Here is an 8,925-nt window from a genome sequence, read left to right on the forward strand (position 1 = left end):
TCTTGAGATATTAGTATAGAGAATTCAGTTTTTCACCTTACTATATACTCATTACTAAATACGGAATACTAATTGAAAAGTAGTTTTCCATAAAAGCCGGCAAAAGATCGTGCTTTGGGAGAATGAATTAAGAACAAAACAATGAGACACGGAAAGAAAACAAACCATTTAGGTAGAAAGACCGCTCACAGGAAGTCTATGCTAGCCAATATGGCCTGCTCTCTTATAGAGCACAAGAGAATCAATACTACCGTAGCTAAAGCAAAAGCATTAAAAGTTTTTGTAGAGCCTTTGGTAACTAAGTCTAAAGAAGATACTACTCACAATCGTAGATTGGTATTTAGTAAACTTCGTCAAAAGGAAGCTGTAGCCGAATTGTTTCGTGAGGTAGCTCCTAAGGTTGGTGACCGCCCTGGTGGATACACAAGGGTAATTAAATTAGGTAACCGTCTTGGTGATAATGCCGATATGGCCCTTATCGAATTAGTTGATTACAACGAAACTTATAACCTTAGCAAGCCAGAGAAGAAGAAATCTACTCGTAGAGCTGGTAAAAAGAAGGCTACTGAAACTACTGCTCCAAAAGCAGAAGGAAAAACAGAAGAGAAATCTTCAGAAAATAAAGAAGACAAAAAAGAGGAATAAAAATGAATCTTTTAATCATCTAATTTTTAAAAAGGATAAACTCTCTGGGTTTATCCTTTTTTTATATAATCTAACGAAATACTCACTTACGGGAAAACGGAAAATAATATAAAGCAAATACATCTAGGATTATAACTATGAAATATCAAACTCGAAAAAAAGCGATTATCTTACTGGAAGACGGTACTATCTTTCACGGTAAGGCTGTAGGAGACAAAGACGGTAAAGCCGTTGGAGAAGTTTGTTTTAATACAGGGATGACCGGTTACCAGGAAATCTTTACAGATCCATCCTATTATGGTCAACTTATGGTGACCACTAATGCACACATTGGTAACTATGGAACCTTAGCCGAAGAAAGTGAAGCCGATAAAACTAAGATAGCCGGGCTTATTTGTAAAAACTTTAGTTACACACATTCTCGTCCTGCTGCAGATTCTTCCCTTATGGAGTTTCTTGAAGACAGCAAACTTTTTGCGATTTCTGATGTAGATACTCGTGCTTTAGTAACATACATTAGAGAAAATGGAGCCATGAACGCTATTATCTCTACAGATGTAGATAATGTGGAGGAGCTTAAAAAAGAGCTGGCTCAAGTACCGAATATGAATGGTTTGGAGCTTGCCTCTAAAGTTTCTACTAAAGAACCTTATTATTTTGGAAACGAAAATGCAACTTATAAAATTGCAGCACTGGATGTAGGGATTAAAAAGAACATTCTTCGCAACTTTGAGAAGCGCGATGTATATGTAAAAGTTTTTCCATATAATGCAACTTACGAAGAGATGAGGGAATGGAATCCAGACGGTTATTTTCTTTCAAACGGCCCTGGAGATCCACAACCATTGGAAAGCGCGATTAATCTGACTAAAACTATATTAGAAAATGATCATCCGTTATTTGGTATTTGTTTAGGGCACCAGATTATTGCAATTGCCAATGGAATAAAAACCTATAAAATGCATCACGGTCACCGCGGCATAAATCACCCTGTTAAGAATCTTAAGACCGGAAAAGGTGAAATTACCTCTCAAAACCATGGTTTCTCGGTAGATAGAGCCGACACAGAGGCTAATAGTGAAGTAGAAATCACTCATATTTGCTTAAATGATGATACAGTTGGCGGGATTGCGATGAAGAATAAAAACTGTTTTTCAGTTCAATACCACCCAGAAGCAAGCCCTGGTCCACACGATGCCAGTTATTTATTTGATGAATTTATGGATAGAATAAAAGGAGCTAAAGCTTAAAATATTTTTAATAATAATTGATTATAAAGCCCAAAATTTAAATATTTTGGGCTTTTCTTTTATTAAAAAACTGATTTTATTCTAAATTTCCCCATCAATCATCAAAAATCCTCAATGAAAAAACTATTAATTTTTCAGCTTTTGTCTTTTTTTATTTCCAATTATGCTGATTAGATCAGGATGGCGCCTTTCAAACTAATTTTTATCGGTTTTTTATTTCTCTGTATTTCTAAGGTTCATGCACAAAAACATCCTGTTTTCTATGCGGGTTTTGAAGGCTACAGGCATACCGATTTTGAAGATAATAGCTTCGGGAAGTTTTCAGTAGGATCTCAAATCTATCAAATTAAGTTTTTTGCTCCCGAAATTGGTTTCGATTATGGGGGAGGCACGCTCCCAGAAAGAACTGTTTTTGGTGAAGATTTTACTATTCAAGATCCAAGAAAAGGGCTTTTGAAGCAACGGTTTAAATTTTCAGTATTCACTTTAAACCCGAAACTTAAATTTGGTGAAGAAGATGCCTATATTACCTTTTCTCCAAAATATCATATAGGCAAGTTAATAGGCGAAGCTGCTTATTTAGTGTATAGTGGTGATAATAAGCGCTACATAGGTGTGAAGGAAAGCGAGGAGTCTAAAATCAAAACTTCTTTTTGGAGTTTTGCTATTGGCTTTGAAGGTATTCAGATTTCTCCTAGGTATTGGTTTGCTCTTTCCATTCAGTATACATTGGTAGATGCTAACGAGGTTTGGGATACCATGGAGTTTTCAACAGAGGATGCCTTTATGCAGTCAGCTTCAACTCCTACAATAGGTTTGGGTTTTCGCTTTTATTATAACCCTTTTGCTTCCAAAAACGATTAAAACAATTAGATTTCCCAACATAGTTATTCATAAAATAACCTGCTAAATTCTAGAAATGCGTTATTGCTTTGGTTTTTTATAAATCCGTAACAAATAAAACCATTTTCTAAGATTCTTTTAAACACTTTCTTTTAGAAAACCATTTCGTGTTTCCATAATGTTATAAATGCTTTAAAACTACCTGTTTCACTCGCTATTTTGGGCTTCAATTTGTATCTTGCATTTAAATCAATTAACTAATTAAAGAAGATTATGAGTGTAATAATAAATATTCACGCCCGTCAGATTTTCGATTCAAGAGGAAATCCAACCGTAGAAGTAGATGTTTTAACCGAAAATGGAATTTTAGGAAGAGCAGGAGTGCCTTCTGGAGCTTCTACCGGTGAGCACGAAGCTGTAGAACTTCGTGATGGTGGAGATAATTATATGGGGAAAGGCGTTACTAAAGCTGTAGAAAATGTAAATGATGTAATTGCTGAAGAATTATTGGGTTACTCTGTATTTGAACAAAACCTTATAGACAAAGCAATGATAGAGATAGATGGTACTCCAAATAAAGCTAAGCTTGGAGCAAACGCTATTTTAGGTGTTTCTCTTGCTGTTGCTAAAGCTGCTGCCAACGAACTTGGCTTGCCATTGTATCGTTATATTGGAGGAGTAAGCGCTAATACGCTTCCCGTACCAATGATGAATATTATTAATGGTGGTTCACACAGTGATGCCCCAATTGCATTTCAGGAGTTTATGATTATGCCGGTGAAGGCTGAGAGCTTTTCTCACGCATTAAAAATGGGAACTGAAATTTTCCATCACCTTAAAAAAGTATTGCACGACCGTGGTTTAAGTACTGCAGTTGGAGACGAAGGTGGTTTTGCGCCAACTTTAGATGGTACCGAAGATGCTTTAGATACTATTCTAAAAGCTATTGAAAATGCAGGTTACAAAGGTGGAGACGAAGTAATGATCGCTCTAGACTGTGCTGCAGCCGAATTCTATGAAAATGGAAAATACGATTATAAGAAATTTGAAGGTGAAGGCGGTAAAATAAGATCTAGTGAAGAACAGGCTGAATATCTAGCCGAACTTTCTGCTAAATATCCTATTATTTCTATTGAAGATGGTATGGATGAGAATGACTGGGATGGTTGGAAAGCCTTAACCGATAAAATTGGAGATAAAGTTCAATTAGTTGGGGATGACCTTTTTGTAACTAATGTTGAAAGACTTTCTAGAGGAATTGAAGAAGGCATCGCTAACTCTATCCTTATTAAAGTGAACCAAATTGGTACGCTTACAGAAACTATTGCAGCTGTAAACATGGCGCATAATGCAGGATTTACTTCAGTAATGTCTCACCGTTCTGGAGAGACAGAAGATAATACTATTGCTGATCTTGCTGTGGCTTTAAATACCGGGCAAATTAAAACCGGTTCAGCTTCAAGAAGTGACCGTATGGCAAAATACAATCAGTTAATTAGAATTGAAGAAGAATTAGGGGAAGTTGCTTATTTCCCAAAGCGTAAAGCCTTTAAAATCTAATTATTGATTTTCATTAAATACAAGATCCCTTTTGAAGAAATATCAAAAGGGATTTTTTTTGAAGTTAAATCAGCAATAAACCGCTCAAAATCCTTTGTTTCAGTAAAAATCTTATTAATGCTTAACGGTAAATTAACAGTATATTTCTTAAATTAGCAACTCTTGAAAATTAGTTGAATTAAAGTATATAAAATTAAGATATGTCAAAAGCGACGATTGAAATAAATGGGAAAAAATACGAATTCCCTATTGTAGAAGGAACCGAAAATGAACAGGGAATTGATATAAAGAAACTGCGAGCTGAAGCAGGTGTTATCACCCTGGATCGTGGGTATAAAAATACAGGCAGTTGTGAGAGTGCTATTACTTTTCTTAATGGGGAAGAGGGTGTACTTCGTTACCGGGGTTATTCAATTGAATCTCTTGCAGAAAAAGCTGATTTTCTTGAAGTAGCCTATTTGCTTATTTTTGGGGAATTACCAACTAAGACTCAATTAGATAAATTTTATGCAGATATTAAAGAAGAATCTGCGGTAGATGAGGAGATGAAAAAAATCCTTGATGGTTTTCCGAAATCTGCTCACCCAATGGGAGTGCTTTCTTCTTTAACCAGTGCGCTTATCGCCTTTAATCCTTCTTCAGTAAATGTAGAATCTGAAGAGGAAATGTATAAGGCTATAGTTAAAATTCTGGGTAAATTTCCGGTTCTTGCAGCCTGGACACTTAGAAAGAAAAACAGTCTTCCGTTAAACTATGGAGATGATTCACTTGGTTATGTAGAGAATCTTCATAAAATGATGTTCGAAAAACCGGGTAAAAGCTATAAGGTAGATAAAGAAGTTATAGAAGCCTTAGATAAATTATTAATTCTTCACGCAGATCATGAGCAAAACTGTTCTACCTCAACGGTAAGAATGGTAGGTTCTTCTCACGCAGGACTGTTTGCTTCAATTTCAGCTGGAATTTCTGCACTTTGGGGGCCGCTTCATGGTGGTGCTAACCAGGCGGTGATAGAAATGCTGGAAAGAATAAAAGAAGATGGTGGTGATACCAAGAAGTTTATGGCAAAAGCCAAAGATAAAGATGATCCTTTCCGTCTAATGGGCTTTGGACACCGCGTTTATAAAAACTTTGATCCACGAGCTAAGATTATCAAGAAATCTGCAGATGAAGTTCTTGGGCAACTTGGTGTAGACGATCCTGTACTGGATATCGCAAAAGGTCTTGAGAAAGAAGCTTTAGAAGATCAATATTTCGTAGATAGAAAGCTTTATCCAAACGTAGATTTCTATTCAGGAATTATTTACCGAGCATTGGGTATTCCGGTAGAAATGTTTACCGTAATGTTTGCTCTTGGTAGACTTCCAGGATGGATTGCACAGTGGAGAGAAATGAGATTGATGAAAGAACCAATTGGGCGTCCACGACAAATTTACACCGGTGAAAACCTACGTGAGTTTAAGGAGGTTGAAAAGAGATAAGAATATTATTAACTTATTAATAAATTTGGAAAAAGCTTCATCATCGTATGGAGCTTTTTCTATATTTGGTGAAAAATTTACTTGTGGAATTGAATATAAAAAATGAAACTTCACGTCTTAAAGCGGTGGTTTTAGGTATAGCAAAAAACAATGGTCCGGAACCTTCTTTAGAGGAGACTTATGATCCTAAATCAGCCGAATTTATCAGAATGGGGTCCTATCCTCAGGAGGGAGATATGGTAGAGGAAATGGAAGCTGTGGCTAAAGTGCTGGAAAAATATAATGTACAGGTTTTTAGACCAAAAGTCATAAAAGATTATAACCAGATTTTTACTCGCGATATCGCTTTTGTGATAGAGGATAAATTTATTAAATCGAATATTCTACCAGATCGGGAACAGGAAATTGAGGCCATTAATCACGTTATTGAGCAAATAGATCCTGCAAAAGTATTACAGTTACCCGAAGAAGCTCATATAGAAGGTGGCGATGTAATGCCACTTGGAGATTATATTCTTGTAGGAACTTATCGCGGTGCCGATTATAAAGATTATATCACCGCACGTACCAACGTGGAGGCTGTAAAAGCCTTGCAGGAATTATTCCCGAATAAAAAAGTGGTTTCTTTCAATTTAAGAAAGTCAAATAGGGAGCCTCGGGATAATGCTTTGCATTTAGATTGTTGCTTTCAACCCGTGGGTAAAGGCAAAGCAATTATTCATAGAAACGGTTTTTTAGAAGAAGAAGAATACAACTGGTTGGTAAATCTTTTCGGAAAAGAGAATGTTTTTGAAATTTCTCGTGATGAGATGTATTATATGAATTCTAATATTTTTTCTATTGATGAAGATGTAGTGATTTCAGAAAAGAATTTCACGAGATTAAATACATGGTTAAGGGAACAGGGCATTACTGTTGAGGAAGTGCCTTATGCTGAAATTTCCAAGCAAGAAGGGCTTTTGCGTTGTTCAACCTTACCTTTAATAAGAGAGTAGAATTATGAGACAGATTACAGATACAATTTTAATGGTGCGCCCGGTCGCGTTTAGAATGAACGAGCAAACTGCGGTAAATAACTATTTTCAAAAAGACCTTACCGCCGATAATGTAAATGAACGCGCTCAGGCAGAGTTTGATGAATTTACGGCAAAGCTTAAAAAAGTTGGGGTAAACGTTATTGTGGTAAATGATAAGTTAGAAGACGATTCGCCAGATTCTATTTTTCCTAATAACTGGGTTTCTTTTCACGAAAATGGAGATATTGGGCTCTATCCTATGTTTGCTGAAAATCGAAGAAAAGAACGCCGACTCGAATATTTTGCCAAACTTGAAGAAGAAGGTTTTAAAATAAAAAACATTGTAGATTATACCGAAGCTGAAGAACATGATGTTTTTCTGGAGGGAACCGGAAGCTTATTGCTGGATAGGGTAAACCGTAAAGCTTACTGCGCCCTGTCAGCTCGCGCAGATGAAGATTTATTGATAGAATTTTGTGAAGATTTTGAATTTACACCAGTAATTTTTAATGCCAACCAAAGTGTAGGTGGGAAAAGAAAAGCCATTTATCATACCAATGTAATGATGTGCCTGGCAGAAAATTTTGCTGTAATTTGTCTTGATACCATAGATGATTCTAAAGAGCGTAAAAATGTATTGAAGCATTTAAAAGAAGATGGGAAAGAAGTTATTGCGATCTCTGAGGAACAAATGCATGAATTTGCCGGAAATATGCTACAGGTACAGGGAAAAGATAATAAATTTCTTGTAATGAGTGCTCGCGCTCACAGTAGTTTAAATCAGGTTCAAATTTCTAAAATAGAAAAGCATTGTGAAATTTTAAGCAGTGACCTTCATGTAATAGAAACCTGTGGCGGGGGTAGTGCCCGCTGTATGATGGCTGAAGTTTTCTTACCAAAAGCTTAGTTTCACATATTTTTCAGACAAAATAATTAAAGATTTTCGTCAAGCTGAATTTATTTCAGCTTCTAACTTGATGGAGAGTATAAACAACTTAGATCTCCGAATAAATTTCGGAGCAGGCTCTGAAACAAGTTCAGGATGACGATAGGGGAAATTAGTGTTTCTTAAACAACTCTCTTAAAAACAAGATCATAATTCCTGCCGTAAAAATCGCAAAAGGCAGGGAGCTTATAATTAAGAATTTCTGCATAGCGGTAAGCACATTGCTATCTGGTTTTATATTTCCAAGAATTATAATTGCTTCTGAAAAAATAAGGATTAAAATTGCCCAAATTAACCTGAATTTTTTCCTGGGATGTTCCTTTCCTTTATCGCTAAACATACTCAGCACATAAATTGCCGAATCTACCGAAGTGACCAGGAAACTAATTAGTAATAGTATAGTGACAATATTGGTGAAATTTGCAAACGGAAAAGCTTCGAAAAAGCGAAATAATGAAGTGAAAACATTATCAAATTCTCCGCTGTAGCTCTCCATGTTTCCTATTAAATCGAAGGAAGCAGAGCCAAATACGCTAAACCAAAAGAAACTGCCTAGTGAAGGAATAACCAGGACGCCCAAAATCATTTCTCTGATACTTCTTCCTTTAGAAATCCTGGCGATAAAAATTCCGGTAAATGGTGCCCAGGCTAACCAAAATGCCCACTAATAATACGTCCAGTCTGTTAGAAATTCTTTTCCGGGATTGTATTTCCCCAGTGCTAAACTAAGCGGAACAAAATCTATAATGTAGCTATAAAGGGATTCAAAAAAACGGGACAAAACATTCGGGATATCTGCCTGAAAAAAGACGAAGAACATTAGAATTACCGTAATATAAATATTCCAGTTAGAGATACGTTTTATTGGTCTCAAAATAGGGATTTAAACCCTGCAATTTTATTGCAGAACTTTAGTATTGCGAAAAAATCCATATTTTCGGACTATGAGTTATCAGCGAAAAGGCTCTCATACTGTTAGTCATTTGACTTGTCATGTTGTTTGGGTGACCAAATATCGATACAAAGTTCTTCGGGGTGATATACAAGTGCGTTGTCGAGATGTTTTAATCCAAATCTGTGAAGCAGAGGGAATAGAAATATTAAAAGGAGTCGTTAGTTCTGATCATGTCCACATGCATATTGAATATGCTCCGAAATTAAATGTAAGCACCATCTTAAAGAAG

Annotated in this window: 8 protein-coding genes and 1 pseudogene; 8 read left to right on the top strand and 1 reads right to left on the bottom strand. The window is 36.0% G+C overall.

Annotated elements, in window-relative coordinates; genetic code table 11:
- Nucleotides 1–141: 141 nt before the first annotated feature.
- The 7 genes from rplQ (at nucleotide 142) to ctlX (ending at nucleotide 7,702) form a co-directional block, all read left to right on the top strand.
- Nucleotides 142–645: a 50S ribosomal protein L17 gene (rplQ, locus tag B5X51_RS14155; protein WP_079721839.1), complete on the top strand. Its 504-nt coding sequence runs from the start codon at nucleotides 142–144 to the stop codon at nucleotides 643–645.
- Nucleotides 646–782: 137 nt separating this feature from the next.
- Nucleotides 783–1,895, top strand: coding sequence for a glutamine-hydrolyzing carbamoyl-phosphate synthase small subunit (gene carA, locus B5X51_RS14160; RefSeq protein WP_079721840.1), 1,113 nt, complete (start codon nucleotides 783–785; stop codon nucleotides 1,893–1,895).
- 180 nt (nucleotides 1,896–2,075) lie between these two features.
- Complete coding sequence (locus tag B5X51_RS14165) at nucleotides 2,076–2,759, top strand: hypothetical protein (RefSeq protein ID WP_079721841.1); 684 nt, start codon at nucleotides 2,076–2,078, stop codon at nucleotides 2,757–2,759.
- 252 nt (nucleotides 2,760–3,011) lie between these two features.
- On the top strand, nucleotides 3,012–4,298 hold the full coding sequence (gene eno, locus B5X51_RS14170) for a phosphopyruvate hydratase (protein ID WP_079721842.1): 1,287 nt from the start codon (nucleotides 3,012–3,014) through the stop codon (nucleotides 4,296–4,298).
- 200 nt (nucleotides 4,299–4,498) lie between these two features.
- The gene (locus B5X51_RS14175; protein ID WP_079721843.1) at nucleotides 4,499–5,779 is read left to right on the top strand and encodes a citrate synthase; all 1,281 of its coding nucleotides are present in this window, start codon (nucleotides 4,499–4,501) and stop codon (nucleotides 5,777–5,779) included.
- Nucleotides 5,780–5,826: 47 nt separating this feature from the next.
- Nucleotides 5,827–6,774, top strand: coding sequence for a dimethylarginine dimethylaminohydrolase family protein (locus tag B5X51_RS14180; RefSeq protein WP_079721844.1), 948 nt, complete (start codon nucleotides 5,827–5,829; stop codon nucleotides 6,772–6,774).
- 4 nt (nucleotides 6,775–6,778) lie between these two features.
- Nucleotides 6,779–7,702, top strand: a complete 924-nt coding sequence (gene ctlX / locus B5X51_RS14185; RefSeq protein ID WP_079721845.1) for a citrulline utilization hydrolase CtlX — start codon at nucleotides 6,779–6,781, stop codon at nucleotides 7,700–7,702.
- A gap of 151 nt (nucleotides 7,703–7,853) precedes the next feature.
- Here the strand turns inward: ctlX and B5X51_RS14190 are convergent.
- Nucleotides 7,854–8,615, bottom strand: a pseudogene (locus B5X51_RS14190) (BCCT family transporter).
- Nucleotides 8,616–8,685: 70 nt separating this feature from the next.
- On the opposite strand from B5X51_RS14190, the gene tnpA reads away from it, so the two are divergent.
- Nucleotides 8,686–8,925, top strand: a 240-nt coding sequence (gene tnpA, locus B5X51_RS14195; RefSeq protein WP_139374901.1) for an IS200/IS605 family transposase, incomplete at its 3' end; no start/stop codon positions are given.

It is taken from the genome of Salegentibacter holothuriorum, assembly GCF_900168045.1.
Classification (GTDB): domain Bacteria; phylum Bacteroidota; class Bacteroidia; order Flavobacteriales; family Flavobacteriaceae; genus Salegentibacter; species Salegentibacter holothuriorum.